The 14,433-nt window shown below is 74.7% G+C and carries 14 protein-coding genes and 1 tRNA gene; 12 read left to right on the top strand and 3 right to left on the bottom strand.

Annotated features, from left to right (window positions below):
- Positions 1-17: 17 nt before the first annotated feature.
- Together ACQKM2_RS17570 and ACQKM2_RS17565 are read left to right on the top strand one after the other, a co-directional pair.
- Positions 18-707: an RNA polymerase sigma factor gene (locus ACQKM2_RS17570; RefSeq protein WP_427710725.1), complete on the top strand. Its 690-nt coding sequence runs from the start codon at positions 18-20 to the stop codon at positions 705-707.
- The gene (locus ACQKM2_RS17565) at positions 704-1,270 is read left to right on the top strand and encodes a hypothetical protein (RefSeq protein ID WP_427710650.1); all 567 of its coding nucleotides are present in this window, start codon (positions 704-706) and stop codon (positions 1,268-1,270) included. Before ACQKM2_RS17570 ends, ACQKM2_RS17565 begins: the two co-directional genes overlap by 4 nt.
- Before the next feature lie 9 nt (positions 1,271-1,279).
- On the opposite strand, the gene ACQKM2_RS17560 is transcribed toward ACQKM2_RS17565, so the two are convergent.
- Positions 1,280-1,732, bottom strand: coding sequence for a MarR family winged helix-turn-helix transcriptional regulator (locus ACQKM2_RS17560; RefSeq protein WP_427710649.1), 453 nt, complete (start codon positions 1,730-1,732; stop codon positions 1,280-1,282).
- A gap of 230 nt (positions 1,733-1,962) precedes the next feature.
- Between ACQKM2_RS17560 and ACQKM2_RS17555 the strand changes: the two genes are divergently transcribed.
- The 4 genes from ACQKM2_RS17555 (at position 1,963) to ACQKM2_RS17540 (ending at position 6,142) form a co-directional block, all read left to right on the top strand.
- Positions 1,963-3,183 carry an MFS transporter gene (locus ACQKM2_RS17555; protein ID WP_427710648.1) on the top strand — a complete coding sequence of 407 codons (1,221 nt, stop codon included), beginning with the start codon at positions 1,963-1,965 and terminating at the stop codon, positions 3,181-3,183.
- A gap of 55 nt (positions 3,184-3,238) precedes the next feature.
- Positions 3,239-3,676, top strand: a complete 438-nt coding sequence (locus tag ACQKM2_RS17550; RefSeq protein ID WP_427710646.1) for a GlcG/HbpS family heme-binding protein — start codon at positions 3,239-3,241, stop codon at positions 3,674-3,676.
- 65 nt (positions 3,677-3,741) lie between these two features.
- The gene (locus ACQKM2_RS17545; RefSeq protein WP_427710645.1) at positions 3,742-5,397 is read left to right on the top strand and encodes a beta-N-acetylhexosaminidase; all 1,656 of its coding nucleotides are present in this window, start codon (positions 3,742-3,744) and stop codon (positions 5,395-5,397) included.
- Positions 5,398-5,542: 145 nt separating this feature from the next.
- Entirely contained in the window at positions 5,543-6,142 is a 600-nt protein-coding gene (locus ACQKM2_RS17540) for a hypothetical protein (protein WP_427710644.1), read from the top strand.
- 26 nt (positions 6,143-6,168) lie between these two features.
- Here ACQKM2_RS17540 and ACQKM2_RS17535 read toward each other — a convergent pair whose 3' ends face one another.
- Entirely contained in the window at positions 6,169-6,993 is an 825-nt protein-coding gene (locus ACQKM2_RS17535; RefSeq protein WP_427710642.1) for an endonuclease I family protein, read from the bottom strand.
- A gap of 218 nt (positions 6,994-7,211) precedes the next feature.
- On the opposite strand from ACQKM2_RS17535, the gene ACQKM2_RS17530 reads away from it, so the two are divergent.
- Complete coding sequence (locus ACQKM2_RS17530; protein ID WP_385769095.1) at positions 7,212-7,778, top strand: DJ-1/PfpI family protein; 567 nt, start codon at positions 7,212-7,214, stop codon at positions 7,776-7,778.
- Between the two features lie 55 nt (positions 7,779-7,833).
- On the opposite strand, the gene ACQKM2_RS17525 is transcribed toward ACQKM2_RS17530, so the two are convergent.
- A complete protein-coding gene (locus ACQKM2_RS17525) occupies positions 7,834-8,646 on the bottom strand; it encodes a glutamate ABC transporter substrate-binding protein (protein WP_427710640.1) in 813 nt (270 codons plus the stop codon).
- A gap of 236 nt (positions 8,647-8,882) precedes the next feature.
- Between ACQKM2_RS17525 and ACQKM2_RS17520 the strand changes: the two genes are divergently transcribed.
- From ACQKM2_RS17520 to ACQKM2_RS17500, 5 genes are all read left to right on the top strand, one after another.
- Positions 8,883-9,977, top strand: coding sequence for a hypothetical protein (locus ACQKM2_RS17520; RefSeq protein ID WP_427710724.1), 1,095 nt, complete (start codon positions 8,883-8,885; stop codon positions 9,975-9,977).
- A 75-nt stretch (positions 9,978-10,052) separates the two neighbouring features.
- Positions 10,053-10,125: transfer RNA gene (locus ACQKM2_RS17515), tRNA-Arg, on the top strand.
- A gap of 119 nt (positions 10,126-10,244) precedes the next feature.
- Positions 10,245-11,396, top strand: coding sequence for a gala protein (locus ACQKM2_RS17510; protein WP_427710722.1), 1,152 nt, complete (start codon positions 10,245-10,247; stop codon positions 11,394-11,396).
- The gene (locus ACQKM2_RS17505; protein WP_427710639.1) at positions 11,393-13,246 is read left to right on the top strand and encodes an ankyrin repeat domain-containing protein; all 1,854 of its coding nucleotides are present in this window, start codon (positions 11,393-11,395) and stop codon (positions 13,244-13,246) included. The genes ACQKM2_RS17510 and ACQKM2_RS17505 overlap by 4 nt, the downstream gene beginning before the upstream one ends.
- Positions 13,243-14,433 (top strand): sigma 54-interacting transcriptional regulator, encoded by a 1,191-nt coding sequence (locus ACQKM2_RS17500; RefSeq protein WP_427710637.1) that lies wholly within the window; start codon positions 13,243-13,245, stop codon positions 14,431-14,433. The genes ACQKM2_RS17505 and ACQKM2_RS17500 overlap by 4 nt, the downstream gene beginning before the upstream one ends.

Raw genomic sequence — 14,433 nt, 5'->3', positions numbered from 1 at the left:
CATCCGCCAGCCCCCTCATGTCCGGCTCCGCCCGGACGTGGCGGGGCTTGTGGTGGTGGATCACGCGCCGCGAACGCACCGCACCGCCCGCCGCCCGCCCGCGCGGGCACGGATCCGGCCCCGGCGCGTTCGCGGCAGGGGCCCGCGCCTACACGTACGCGCACGAGTCCGCGTACGGCCACGGCGGCGCCGGCGGCCCCGGCGCGGGGGAGGTCCCGCGCCCGCCGACCGTCAGCGAGCTGTACCACGCCCACCGCCTGGGCATGGTCCGGCTCGCGGTGCTCCTCGTCGACGACCTGGGCACCGCCGAGGACGTGGTGCAGGACGCCTTCACCGCCCTCTACCGCCGGTACGGGGAGGAGATCTCGGAGGTCGACAACGCGCTGGGCTACCTGCGCACCTCCGTGGTGAACACCGCGCGGTCCGTACTGCGCCGCCGGCGCACGGCCCGCGCCTGGACCCCGCCGACCGCCGCCGACGTCCCCTCGGCCGAGGCGTCCGTGGTCCTGGGGGAGGCCCACCGCGAGGTCCTCGCGGCCCTCGGCAAGCTGACCGTGCGCCGCCGCCAGGTGCTGGTGCTGCGGTACTGGGCCGACATGAGCGAGGCGGAGATCGCCGAGACCCTGGGCATCAGCCGGGGCGCGGTGAAGTCGAACGCCAGCCGCGCCCTGGACGCGCTGGAACGGATTCTGGAGGGAAGGGTATGACCGGTCCTACGGGTACGGCGCCCGACGGCGAACGCCCCGTGGAGCGCCGGCTGCGCCAGGCCCTGGAAGCCCGGGCCGAGGAGGTGACGGTGGTCTCGCTGCGGCCCGCCGATCCGCCCGGCCCGCACCTGCGGCGGCTGTCCCCCCGGGCACTGTGGCTGCGGCGCGGGGCGTGGACCCTCGCGGGCGTGTCCGGCCTGGCGGCGGCCGCCCTGGCGGGGTACCTCGTGCTCGGCGGGCCCGACCAGCGGCCGGTCCGCCCCGAGCCGCCCGCCGCGCCGCCCGAGCTCAGCCCGACCGGCCCCTCGGGCTCGCCCGGCCCGAGCGTGTCCCCGTCGGCCTCGGTGCCGCCGGCCGTGCCGTCCGTCCCCGCGGGAGCGGGTTCCGGGGCGGGGACGCCCTCGCCCACGCCGCCGGCGTCGACCTCGTCGGCCCCGGTGCGCCCGCCGCGGTCCGGGCCGCCGCCGACGGCGCCGGCCGGGGGCTCGGCCACCCCGGTTCCCTCCGGCGCGGCCAGCATGCCGCAGGGCAGCCCGACCCCATCCTCGAGGCCGAAGGGCTGACGACGGGCCCTAGCGGGTGCCGTTCTCCACCGCCGCCACCAGCGGGGCCAGCTCCGGTACGAGGGCTGCCTCGTCCAGGGCCTCGCGCAGGGCGGCGGCGTTCGTCGGGCGGGCCTGGTCCAGGAGGGCCAGGCCCGCTTCGCTGACGTCGGTGTAGATGCCCCGGCGGTCGGTGTCGCAGATGTAGCGGCTCAGCAGCCCGCGGTCCTCCAGCCTGCTGACCAGCCGGGTCGTCGCGCTCTGGCTGAGCACCACCGAGTCCGCGACCTGGTGCATCCGCAGGTGCCCGCCCGGGCCGCCGTGCTGGCGGCTGAGCACGTCCAGCAGCGAGTACTCGCGCACGCTCAGCCCGTGGCCGGCCTGGAGGGCCCGTTCGATGTGCGTCTCGATCCGGCCGTGGAGGAGGGAGAGGGCGCACCAGCCCTGGGCGAGGCCGGTCAGTGCGCTGTCCGTGGCCGTCATGTGGCTCCTCCGTCGTGGGTGTGGGGTGGGCGTGGGCGTGGGCGTGTTGGTGGGCGGGGCCGTGCCCACGCGCGTGTACCGCCAAGGATAGGCCACGGGCGCAATAGCCCGCGCTTGCAGATATCCCGCGTCTGCAATTAATGTGGACGAGCGTAACCGGCGAGCGCAAAAACGCCCGCCCCGCGCCACCCCCACCCCACCCCCCCCGCACCCTGAAGGGCAGCTTCGTCATGCCTCTCGCGCTCCTCGCCCTCGCCATCGGAGCCTTCGGGATCGGCACCACCGAGTTCGTGATCATGGGCCTCCTCCCCGAGGTCGCGGCCGGCTACGGCGTCTCGATCCCCACCGCCGGCCTCCTCGTCACCGGCTACGCCCTCGGCGTGGTCCTCGGCGCCCCGGTGATGACCGTCCTCGGCACCCGCGTCCCCCGCAAGCGCATGCTGATGCTGCTCATGGGCCTCTTCATCGCCGGCAACGTCCTCTCCGCGCTCGCCCCCGCCTTCGGCGCGATGCTGGCCGGCCGCGTCGTCGCCTCCCTCGCCCACGGCGCCTTCTTCGGCATCGGCTCGGTGGTCGCCGCCGGACTCGTGGCACCCGAGAAGAAGGCCGGCGCCATCGCCATGATGTTCACCGGCCTGACCGTCGCCAACGTGGTCGGCGTCCCGCTCGGCACCCTCGTCGGCCAGCACCTCGGCTGGCGCGTCACCTTCCTGATCGTCGCCGCCCTCGGCGTGCTCGGCCTGCTCGGCATCGCCCGCCTCGTCCCCGACCTGCCGCGCCCCGAAGGCGTACGGCTGCGCCACGAGGTGGCCGCGTTCCGCAACGTCCAGGTGCTGCTCGCCATGGCGATGACCGTCCTCGGCTTCGGCGGGGTCTTCGCCGCGATCACCTACATCACCCCGATGCTGACGAACGTCGCCGGCTTCGCCGACACCTCCGTCACCTGGCTGCTCGTCCTCTTCGGGCTCGGCATGGTCGCCGGCAACCTCGTCGGGGGCCGCTACGCCGACCGGGCGCTCATGCCGATGCTGTACGTCTCCCTGGGAGCGCTGGCCGTCGTACTGGCCCTCTTCACCCTGACCGCCCACGACAAGGCGGGCGCCGCCGTCACCGTCTTCCTCATCGGCGCCCTCGGCTTCGCGACCGTGCCGCCGCTGCAGAAGCGGGTCCTGGACCAGGCCGCCGGCGCGCCCACGCTGGCCTCCGCCGTCAACATCGGCGCCTTCAACCTCGGCAACGCCCTCGCCGCCTGGCTCGGCGGGCTGGTCATCACCGCCGGGCTCGGCTGGACCGCCCCGAACTGGGTCGGCGCCGCCCTCGCGGCCTCCGCGCTCGTCCTCGCCCTCGTCTCCGGTGCGCTGGAGCGCCGTACGGCCCGCCGCGCGGCGGGCACCAGCCGGGTGATCGCGGGTGCAACCCCCGCCGCGGCGCCCGCCCCCGTCCACCACTGACCCCACCCGTACCCCTCGCACCACCCGCACCACCACACAGCAACAGGAGCCCCCCATGTCCCGCACCGCCGTTTTCCCGCTCACCACCGAGGACGCCGAGCTGCTCGTCACCGCCGCCCGCTCCGCCGCCGGGGCGGCCGGGGTCGCCGTCAGCGTCACCGTCCTGGACGCGGGCGGCCACCCGCTGGCCTTCCGCCGCGACGACCGGGCCGTCCTGATCTCCGGCGAGACCAGCACCCGCAAGGCCTTCACCGCCCTCCAGCTCGACGCCCCCACGGCCGACCTCACCGAGGCCGTCCTGCCCGGCGGCCCCTTCCACAGCCTGCCCACCGCGCTCGACCGGCCGCTGCTGTTCATCGCCGGCGGGCTCCCCGTCCACCGCGACGGCCACCTGATCGGAGCCGTCGGCGTCGGCGGCGGCGCCCCCGAGCAGGACCACCGCTTCGGCGCGGCCGCCCTGGAGGCCCTGGAGCGGGCCGGCTCCGCCGCCTAGGAAACCGCCCCGGGTCGCGCGACCGTGTCCCCCGTGCCAGGTTGGTACGGGGGACACGGTGCACGATGAGGCAGACGACCGGGCGGTTCCGCGGAAGTCGGGCCATCGCGACGGCAGCGGCCGCCACGCTGGTCGCCTTCGCCGTACCCGCCTGCTCCGCCGGAGCCGACGGCACCCGCTCCACCGAGGGCGCCGGCTCCCGGGCCCCCGTCCCGACCGCCGTCTCCCCGTCCCCGACGCCGACCGGGCCGCCCGCGTCCGCGTACCCCCTCTCCACCGCCCCGCGCACCGTGCCCTCCGTACGCGAGCACGTGCCCGCCCGGGGCCCCGGCTGGAAGCCCGCCCCCGGCACCCGCGTCCTCGTCGCCCCCGCCGACAGCGCGGCCCTGGCCGACGAGGGGAAGCTGCTCGCCGGCGAACTGGGCCTCGGGTACGCCGAGTCGGACCAGGACGGCCCCGGCGACGTCCGGCTCTCCCTCGCCGCGCAGGGCTCCGGCCCGGCGGAGTCGTACACCCTGACCGTCCAGGACGGCCGCGTCAGGATCACCGGCCCGGACGAGGCGGGCGTCTTCTACGGCACCCGCACCCTCAAACAGGAGATACGCGGCGCCGGTTCGGCCCCCGAGGGCACCGTGAAGGACACCCCGGCCAAACCGCAGCGCGGACTCAACCTCGACATCGCGCGCAAGTACTTCACCCCGGAGTGGATCGAGGGCCGGCTGCGCGAGATGGCCGACCTCAAACTCAACCAGCTCGGCCTGCACTTCTCCGACGACCAGGCCTTCCGGATCGAGTCCGCCTCCCACCCCGAGATCGTCTCGACCCCGCACCTGACCAAGGCCGAGGTGCGCCGGATCAACGCCCTCGCCGCCCGCCTGCACATCGCGGTCGTCCCCGAGATCGACTCGCCCGGACACCTCGGCGCCGTGCTCCGCGCCCACCCCGAACTGCAACTGCGCGACGCGGCGGGCCGGGCCGTCAAGGGCGCCGTGGACATATCCGACCCGGCGTCGGCGAAGCTCGTGGACGACCTGCTGCGCGAGTACCTGCCGCTGTTCCCGGCCGGTGCCTGGCACCTGGGCGCCGACGAGTACCAGGCCCTGGTGGTCCGCGACCCCCAGGCCTCCTTCCCCGCCCTCGCGAGCGCCGCCCGGGCCCGCTACGGGCCCACCGCCCGGGTCCAGGACCTGGCGACGGGCTGGCTGAACGACCGGGCGGCCGTGGTCCGGCCGTCGGGCAAGGCGCTCAAGGCGTGGAACGACGGCTTCTTCCGGGGCGGCGTCGCCAAGGCCGCGGCGGACATCCAGGCCGAGTACTGGACGGGCAAGGAGATCGGCGCCCGGCCGCCGCTGGAGTACCTGGACGCCGGCCGCAAGGTGGTCAACCTCAACGACGAGTACCTCTACTACGTGCTCGGCGAGCCCAACCAGTTCACCTACCCCACCGGCAAGCGGATCTACGAGCAGTGGACCCCGCTCGTACTGCGCGGCACCACCCCCGTCCCGGCCCGCTACGACCCGCAGGTGCTCGGCGGCCGCCTCGCCGTCTGGTGCGACCTGGCCGCCTCGCAGACCCCGGACCAGGTGGCCGCGGGCATCCGGCTGCCACTGGCCGCCCTGTCCCAGAAGCTCTGGGACCCCCGCCCGCCGCAGGCCGCCTGGACCGACTTCCAGTCCCTCGCCGGCCGGCTCACCGCCCAGGGGGCGTCCGGCCAGCGGTGACCGGCATCCGCTGAGCACCAGCGGAGGTCCGCACTCCGCAACGACCCGATCCCGGCCCGGTGACGAATCACATCAGGCCATCGCCCTGGCCGAATCCCGGGGGTTACGGTGCGGCGACACCGGAACGCGGCAGAGGGAGACGGCCATGAGAGCGGTACGGGGGCAGGCGGCCATGGCCGCCCTCGCGATGTGCGGAGCACTGGTGCTGAGCGCCTGCCGGAACGGCGACGACACGGCCGCGCCGGACGGACCGCCCGGCGCGGCCGCCCCGTCGGCCCCGGGCGCACCCTCCGCGGCCGGCACGCCCGCCGCGCCCGCGCCCTCGAAGCCGGCCGCGACGGCCACGCCCTCGGCGCCGGCCACCCCGACGGGGAAGAAGCCCCCGGCCCCGGCCCCGCCCCCCGCGCCCGGATGCGACCACAAGATGCCGATCTCGCCCGACACCATCGCCGTGTACCGCTACACGCCCGAGGGCGGCTCGTACAACCTCATCGTCAGGCACGGGGAGTTCGGCTGCCCCGGCCCCTTCGAACCGGTCGGCGAGGAGACCTTCTACCCGATCTCGGAGACCGCCAAGATCACCGCCACCGCGCCGATCCTGACGGGCGAGGTGATGGGCAAGCCGATCAGCACGCACGAGCTGACCTCGTGGCTGAGCACCCACCCGAACAAGGGCCTGCCCTTCCGCTACCACCTGAACGCGGCCGGGGTCATCGACACCCTCGACGAGGTCTACGTCAAGTAGCCCCGCCGGGGGTGCGCGACGGGCTGCTACCAGATGGAGTTGACCCACTCCGGGTGGTCGACGAACGGGTTGCGGTTGTGCTGGTAGGTGTCGTAGATGACCTGGTTGCGGCGCTGCTCGAAGGCGTCCGGCGGGTCCATCTGGTTCCACTGCTTCAGCAGGCTGATCCGCCCGAAGAGCGGGGCGGTCCCGTTGTTGACCTTGTCGTTCATCTCCAGGTCCGCGAAGCCGTCACCGCCGTCGTAGCGCACCGCCATGTACAGCAGCATCCGCGCGACGTCGCCCTTGACCGCGTCCCGGGGCTCGAAGGAGTCGGCGTCGGTGAAGCTGCCCGGGGCCTCGGCCACCGGGCTGCCGCCCTTGTCGAAGTCCTTGTTGCCGCGGGTGCTGTTGACGGTCACGTCCTCGGGGCGCAGGTGGTGCAGGTCGGTGCCCGGGCCGGTGGCCGTGCCGAAGTCGCCGTGGCTCTTGGCCCAGACGTGCTCGCGGTTCCAGTCGTTGACCCCGCCGCCGTTGGTGGACTTGGACTGGGAGCGGCCCGAGTAGACCAGGATGACGTTGTTGGGGTTCGCGGGGTCCTGGTCCGTCACCTTCAGCGCGTTCCACACGCCGTCGTAGGTGACCCTGGACTGCGTCTTGATGATGTCGTGCAGCGCGGTCTTCAGCGCGGCGCCGGTCTTGCCCGCCGCGGGCGCGTAGTAGTCGTCGACGGTGACCGGGTAGGCCTGGGGAGCGGCCTGCGGGGTGTCGGCGGTGGTGCGGTGCTGGCCGGCGGTGGCGCTGGCCGGTATGAGGAACAGCGCGGCCGCGGCGAGCCCGGCGGCCCAGGGGGCGGTACGGGAGATTCTCATGACGTGGGGGATACCTCTCCACAAACACCGTCCCCGCCATGGCAGTTGGCGGGGTGTCAGGTGGCAGAGCGAGGATCGTATTGTCATGTGCCGTGCAAGTGAAAACCATGTGTCTGCCACGTGGACCTTGGTGTTTGTCCCCGGCGCGCCCCGGGCACGGTAGCGGGTGCCCACGGCGGCCCCGACGCGGCCGCCGACACCTCTCACCGGAGTGGCCCATGGCAGTGAAGATCCTCATCGTGACCGGCGACGCGGCGGAGTCCCTGGAGGTGCTCTACCCGTACCAGCGCCTGCGGGAGGAGGGGTACGAGGTGCACATCGCGGCGCCCGCGGTCAAGAAGCTGCGGTTCGTGGTGCACGACTTCGAGGAGGGCTTCGACACCTACACCGAGAAGCCCGGGTACACCTGGCCCGCCGACATCGCCTTCGCGGACGTGGATCCCGCCGAGTACGCGGCCGTCGTCGTCCCGGGCGGGCGGGCACCGGAGTACCTGCGCAACGACCCGGAGGTGCGGCGGATCCTGGCCGCCTTCGCCGGGGAGGACAAGCCGATCGCGCAGATCTGCCACGGCCCGCTGATCACCGCCGCGAGCGGCGGCCTGGACGGGCGCCGGGTCACGGCCTATCCGGCGCTGGAGCCCGACATGAAAGCGGCCGGGGCCGCGTTCCGCGACTCCGAGGCCGTGGTCGACGGCACCCTCGTCTCGGCCCGGGCCTGGCCCGACCACCCGGCCTGGATGCGGGAGTTCCTGACCGTGCTGCGCGGCAAGGCGCCGCTCGCGTAGCGGCCGGACGGTTGACCGGGGCGGGGGCCGGACGGGGCCCCCGCCCCGGGGTCCGTCAGTGGCCGGTCGTGACCTGGGGCGCCGGCTCGTACTTGTAGTTGGCCGGGCCGAAGTTCTTCTTCACGGCGGCTTCCCAGGAGCCGTCCGAGACCATCTTGGTGAGCGCCGTGTTGATCTTCCGCTGAAGGTCGTTGTCGCCCTTCTTGAGGCCGATGCCGTAGTTCTCGTTGCTGAGGTTCAGCCCCATCAGCTTGAACTTGCCCGTGTTGCCCTTGCGTGCCCCGTACCCGGCGAGGATGGAGTTGTCGGTGGTCATCGCGTCGGCGGTGTTGTCCTGGAGGGCGACGAGGCATTCCGAGTAGCCGCCGAGCTCCAGCACGCTCGTCTTCGGCGCCAGGTTCTTGCGGATGTTCTCGGCGGAGGTCGACCCGCTCACCGTGCACAGCCGCTTGTTGTTCAGGTCTTCCGGCTTGTTGATCGAGTTGTCGTCGGCCCGGATCATCACGTCCTGGTGGGCGACGAAGTAGGGGCCGGCGAACTCGACCTTCTCGCGGCGCTTGTCGTTGATCGTGTAGCTCGCGGCGACGAACTTGACCTCGTTGTACTGGATCAGCAGCTCCCGGTCCGAGCTGTAGACCTGCTTGAACTCGATCTCGTTCGCCTTGTAGCCGAGCTCCTTGGCGATGTACGTGGCCACGTCGACGTCGAAACCGGTGAAGGTGCCGTCGGGCTCGCGCATCCCGATGCCGGGCTGGTCGAACTTGATGCCGATGGAGATGGGCTCCTTCGGGGCTTCACCACCACAGCCGGAGGCGGTGGCGGCGAGGGCGATCACCGTGGCGACCGCACCGGCCTTGGGAACCTTCATGCTGAACTCTTTTCCTCGGGAACGCGGAATCCCGGGGGACGTCGCGGGAACGGGGGCAGGCGTGCGGAACCGCGGGGGCGCGGGGGCACGTGTATGAGGAAGCTAGGAAGGTGACGGCCGCACCGTCACTACATCTGAGGAAAACTTGAGCATAACGATCCGGTTCAGCCGAGGATCTTCCGGCGGAACCGGTGAGTGGCGGGAGAAGGGGGCTGTCCGCAGTGGCGAACGAGGAAATGGGCGCGGCCAGGATCGAAGGCAACACGCTCCTGCTGGGCGAAGGCGTACGGATCAGGTTCATCCGGACATTGCGCCTGCCCGAATCGGGTACGCACGCACTCCCGCCCGGGCTGGGGGAGTTCCCGCTGCGGCGGGTCGAGGACTACCCGGACACCGTTCCGCCGGAGTGGCTCGCCAAGGGCGGCGTGATGCTGCCGGTGTACCTGCGCGAGGCCATGTGGCTGAGCTTCGGCGGCTCCCACGAGCCGGCCGCGCTCCAGGTCGGCGTGGGCAAGGTGTGCGCCGTCTCGGGCAAGCGGTGGACCGGCGAGCTGGGGCGCAAGCCGCAGAACTACCTGGTGCTGCCCCGCCAGCCCTGGCTCGACGGGATCAACTCCGGCGACGGGACGGTGCGCCAGTTCGTCGCCGTACCGCTCGGCCTCGGGGCCACGGTCGAGGGGCAGGTCACCGGCGAGGAGGTCACCGGCGGGGTGCAGCTCCAGGCGTTCCCGCTCGGCCCGAAGGCCCTCGCCGCCTGGCGGGAGGAGGAGCGGCTGCGGCGCGAGAGCGAGGCCGAGGCCGCCCAGAACCTCTACGGCGGCGGCTTCGGCGCGGCGCCGCCGGCGCCCTCCGTGCCGGCCCCGCCCGGGGCGGCGCCCATGGCGATGGCCGCCCCCGCTCCGGGTGCCGCACCCGCCCGGCCGGCCGCGCGCCGGGCCCCCGCCCCGGCCATGGGGCTCGGCGTGGGCGGCACGATGCGCCAGGAGGTCTACCAGGACGACCGCAAGCTCTCCGCCTGGGCCGACCGGCCCGCCGCGCGGGTCTTCGTCCACCTGGTCACGCCGCCCGAGTGGCGCCGCATCACGGGTGAGGACGCGCCGCCCTCGCCCGTCGACCGGGCCGCCTACACCCAGGCGGGCCTGCCCTGGTACGACTACTACGACGAGACCGGCACCGACCTCCCGGCGGCCGGCCCCCTCGCCGAGGTCAAGCCCGTCGGCGACTGGATCGGCGACGACCACGAGCCCTGGACGCCCCCCGCGCCCGGCCAGGTCCTCCCGCTCGGCAACGCGCCGCGCCCCGGCAAGCCGGTCCAGGACGGCGACTGGTAGCCCGGTCCGGCGAGGACGAACAATTCAAACTGGTGATCGATTTTCGGCCGCGGAGCCGCTATGATCACCGTCGGCAAGGCCGTAGCGCAGAGGTCGTCGCGCCCAAGCATCGAGCTGGAGGACGTCGGTTCGAATCCGACCGGTCTTGCCCTTTCTCTTCCGTCATGTCGGAACGGCGGCAGCACGGCGCGAAGGCGTGCCGGCCTGCCGCGGCTCCGCGAAGTCGCAGGGTCGCCGGGCGCCGGCGAAGGAACCGGTGGAATGCTGATGACACGGCCGACGCCCGTACGGTGCCCCGCAATCGAGCACCCGGACCTCCCCCTGGCCGACCCCGCGGACCTCGGCCCGCTGCTCACCCGCCTCACCCAGGACCACCCCGTCGAGGCCGACGAGACCTTCCCCCTCGGCACCCTGCGCCCCGACGGCCGCGTCGACCTCTGCAAGCAGGGCCTCGGCCCCGCCGGCACGGCCCGGCTGCTGCCCGCCGCCCTGACCTCCCCGCACGCCGCGCACCTGCTCCTCGGCACCAACTCCCTGACCGACGAAGGCGCCCGCACCCTCGCGACGGCCCTCGCCGGCGCCGACGGCCGCCACGGAGTGCACACCCTCTACCTCGGCTGCAACCGCATCGGCCCCGACGGCGTGCTCGCCCTCGCCGGAGCCCTCGCCGACGACACCGCCGTCCGCGCCCTCTGGCTCAAGCGCAACCCCCTCCACGAGGACGGCGCCCGCACCGTCGCCGCACTGCTGCGCCGCAACACCGCGCTGCGCACCCTCGACCTCGTCAACACCGGCATCGGCGCCGACGGCGTACGCCTCCTGCTGGACGCCCTGCGCGACCGCGGGGCACCCCTGGAACGGGTCTTCCTCGGCGGCAACGGCCTCACCGCCGAAGCCGCCCCGCTGCTCGCCGCCCTCATCCGCGAGGCCGGGGTCCGCGAACTGTACGTCCCGGCCAACCACCTCGGCGACGAGGGCGCCGCCGTCATCGCCGCCGCGGCCGCCGAAGCCGGCCCCGGACGCCCCGTCCGCCTCGGCCTCGGCGGCAACGGCATCGGCGTCGCCGGAGCACGCGCCCTCGCCGACGCCCTCGGCGGCATCGAGGCCCTGGACCTCGGCCGGACCATGTCCGAGCGCAGCCTCGGCTCCGCCGGCAACGAGACCGGCGACGAAGGCGCGTACGCCCTGGCCGCCGCCCTGCCCGGCAGCCCGCTGCGCCGCCTGGAACTGCGCCACACCGGCATCACCGGACGCGGCGCCAGGAGCCTGCTCGCGGCACTGCCCGAGGACGCCCCGCTGGAGCACGTCGGCCTCGGCCCCGGCACCCCCCGCCGCCTCAAGCGCTCCTTCGCCGAACGGCTGCGCCCCGCCCGGGCCTCCCACCCGGACCTGCGGGCCATCGGGAGCGTGTACCGGTGAGCGAGAACGCCCGCACCGCACCGCCCGGCGGGATCCCGCCCGAGGACGCGGCGGCCTGGCAGCGGATCCGCCGCTACGCCGTGCCCGCCCACATGATCGAGCGGGCCACCGCACACCGCCTGGCCGGGGACTGGCGCGCCGCCTGCGCCGCCGCCGGCACGGAGACCACCGTCGACCTGACCGCGCTCGCCGCGGAACACGGGGCCGACGTCGCCGCGGCGGTCGCGGAGGACCTGCGCCACTTCGCCCCCGACCTGCTGCGCTGGCACCTGCCCCGGGTCCTCGGCGGCCGCACGGTCGTCGCCCCGAACCGCCGCGTCGTGCTGGCCCGTTACGGCTCCGGCCCGGACGCGCCGGTCCTGTACGTCACCACCCGCGCCATGGTCGACGGCCCCCAGCGGCTGCGGCTGCACTGCGCGCCCGTCGACCCGCACGCGCGGCGCCACTCCTACGCCTCCTGGGCCGTCGAGGACTGGACCGGGGCCCGCTGGTTCTGGGACGCCCGGCACACCGCCGAGCTGCGCGCCGGCGTCGGCCCGGCCGACCGGATCCCCTTCTTCCACCCCGACGGCACCCCGCTGCGCGAGGACGAGCTGCCCACCGGCGACCCCGGCCCCGCCGACCCCGCCGGGCGGGCGGAGTGGGCCGCCGTCCTCCAGTGGCGCGGCGAGAGCGCCGAGGCCTTCGCCGCCGCCGGGATCGCGCTCGACCTGACCGCCCCGCCGAACGCCTACCGCTGGAGCGACGCCGTCGCCGCTCTGAGGGGCGCCACGCTGGACCCGGCCCTGCTGGCCGCCGGGGTCCGCCGCCTCGCCGCGGCGGGCGCGGGCGACCGGTTCGACTTCGCCCCGCACTGGCGCTGCCTGCTGCTGGTGGAACCCGCCGGTCCCGACGGCGGGCTGCGGGCCCGGCTCGTGGACTCCTCCGAGGTGCGCGACGTGCCCCGGCTGCCCGACCACGCCTGGCGGCCGCTGCCCGACCTCCATCTCGTCCGCACCGGCCGGACCGCCCCGCGCGAGCTGCACCCCCTCGTCGCCGCCGCGCTCTTCCCCGCCGCCGGCCCGGCCGCCGGCCCGCCCGTCCCCACCGGGCCCCGGACCGTCCGGGTGCGCTGCGTCGGCGAGTGGCACGAGGTGCGCTCCCGGGACGGCGTGCTCGAACTCCCGCACAGCGCCGAGGAGCAGCAGCGCGAGCGGGCCCTGCGGGCCTTCGGCGGCGAGGTCGCCGGCTGCTTCGCCGTCCGCGAGGCCTGGACCTCCGGCGAGGGCCGGCTGCCGCGTGCCCTGCGCGCCGAACGGCGGGAGCTGTTCGAGCGCGTCCAGCACGGCGACACCCCCGGGGTGCTCGCGCTGCTCGACGCGGGGCTCGACCCGCGGGTGCGCAACGGCAGGGGGCAGGGGCTGCTGCACCTGCTGCCCTTCGTACGGCACGAGGAGCTGCTGCCCAGGCTGCTGGCGGCCGGACTCGGCCTGGAGGAGCAGGACGACTTCGAGCGCACCCCGCTCCAGTCCGCCGTCCAGAACGGCGGGACCGCGTCCCTGGTCCGGGCGCTCCTCGCGGCCGGCGCCCGTACCGACGTGACCGACAACATGGAGCTGTCGCTGGGCCAGGTGGTGACCCGCTACAAGCGGACCGACCTGACCTTCCTGAAGGAACTCGTCGAGGAACGCCACCCCGGCATCAACTTCGAGGAGTACGACGAGTTCATGGCCGAGCGCGCCGAATGGGGCGACTTCGAGGACGACGACTACGAAGAGGACGGCTACGCGGAAGCGGGCGGCTGCGCCGAAGTGGACGGCTGCGCGGAAGCGGGCGGCGAAGGCACGGCCGGCGGCGGAGCCGCGCGATGAGCACCGCACCCCCGCCCGCACTGGCCGCCGCCGACGAGCTCGGCGCCCGCCTCGGCGCCACCCGCACCGAGCCCGCCGCCAACCACCAGCTGGAGGCCCTCGCCCTCGCGGTGACCGCCAACCAGCCCGTCCTGCTGTGGGGCGAACCCGGCATCGGCAAGTCCGCCGGCATGGAACGGCTCGCCGCGTCCCTCGGGGTCGCCCTGGAGACCGTCGTCGCCAGCGTCCACGAGCCCTCCGACTTCGCCGGACTGCCGATCGTCGGCGAGGACCCCGCCACCACCGGCGTGCCGATGGCCCCGCCGGACTGGGCGGTGCGCCTGGCCCGCACCGGACACGGCCTGCTCTTCTTCGACGAGCTGTCCTCCGCCCCGCCCGCCGTACAGGCCGCCCTGCTGCGCGTGGTCCTCGAACGCCGGGTCGGCAGCCTGGAACTGCCCGCCTCCGTACGCATCGTCGCGGCCGCCAACCCGCCCGCCAGCGCGGCCGACGGCTGGCACCTCAGTGCGCCCCTCGCCAACCGCTTCGTCCACCTCGACTGGACGCACGACCCGCGCACCGTGGCCCGCGGCATGGCCGGGACCTGGCCCGAGACCGCCCTCCCCGCTGTCGACCCCGCCCGCTCCGCCGGCGCGGTCGCCCGCGCCCGGGGCGCGGTGTCCGGCTTCCTCACCGCCCGCCCCGGCCTGGTCCACCACATGCCGGACGACGCCGAGGCCCGGGGCAGGGCCTGGCCCTCCCCGCGCACCTGGGAGATGGCCCTGCGCCTGCTGGCCACCGGCTACGCGGCCGGCGCGGGCCGCGAGGCGCTGTCCGCCGCCCTCACCGGGGCCGTCGGCGACGGAGCCGGCCTGGAGCTGCTCACCTACCTGGAACACCTGGACCTGCCCGACCCGGAACGGGTGCTGGCCGACCCCGCCGCCTTCGCGCTGCCCGGGCGCGGGGACCGCCAGCTGGCCTTCCTCATCGCGGTCGTCGCCGCCGTCCAGGCGGAGCCCACCCGCTCCCGCTGGGAGGCCGGCTGGGAGGTCCTCGCCAAGGCCGTCGACGCGGGCGTGCCCGACGTGGCCGCACGGGCCGCCGCCGACCTCGCGGCGATGCGCGACCTGTCCTGGCCGGTGCCCGCCGGGATCGACGCCTTCGTGGAACTGCTCCAGCTGGCCGGGGCCCTGCCCGGCGCCCGCTGA

The sequence above is a fragment of the Streptomyces sp. NPDC004126 genome, from assembly GCF_050275515.1.
GTDB lineage: Bacteria > Actinomycetota > Actinomycetes > Streptomycetales > Streptomycetaceae > Streptomyces.
Note: the sequence above shows the minus strand (reverse complement) of the source record. Positions and strands in the feature narration are given on the sequence as shown.